1 protein-coding gene is annotated in these 590 nt (G+C 69.0%); it reads left to right on the top strand.

All coding sequences use genetic code 11. The features are described from left to right. Positions 1–45 precede the first annotated feature (45 nt). On the top strand, positions 46–590 hold a 545-nt coding region (locus PKE99_RS39375), incomplete at its 3' end, for a MobA/MobL family protein (RefSeq protein WP_271215159.1).

Here is a 590-nt window from a genome sequence, read left to right as displayed (position 1 = left end):
CAGTCTGCCTGCCGTTGCCCGTCGCCGGATCGGTAGGGCGCGCGCATGGCGAGCTACCACCTTTCCGTCAAGACAATCAAACGCAGCGCCGGGCGGTCTGCCACGGCGGCGGCGGCCTATCGGTCGGCCTCCGTCAGCACCGGCGGGCCAGAGATCGAGGCCATGCGCGGAGTTTGGGCCGAGTTGCAAAACCATGCTCTTGAACTGGCGGGGCAGGTTGAGCGCGTCGATCATCGGTCATTGGAGGTACAGCGCGAGGAGGCGCTATCGCTTGGCGACACGCTAAAGGCCGAGGAACTGGACCGCGAGCCGGAGCAGAAGTTAGGTCCCGCCGCCAATGCCATCGAGCGTCGCGCGCAGCTGGTGGCCGAGGCCGAGGGCCGCGACTACGAGCCGCTGACCCAGAGGGGCGCGCGGGTGCATGCGGTGCGTCAGGCCAAGGCCATGTATGCGGAAATGCGCGAACGACTGGACCTGGCGCGCGATGCCTGGGCAGAAGCCCGGGAAGGGGGGCTGGGCCATGTCAGCGCCGGGCTGGCGGCATTGCGCGCCGCCGCAGGGCGGCAGGCGAAGGATCTGAACCCCGACGA

Origin of the sequence: Pseudonocardia halophobica, assembly GCF_027922425.1 — a bacterium.
GTDB lineage: Bacteria > Actinomycetota > Actinomycetes > Mycobacteriales > Pseudonocardiaceae > Pseudonocardia > Pseudonocardia halophobica.
This window is presented reverse-complemented; position numbering and strand designations above follow the sequence as displayed.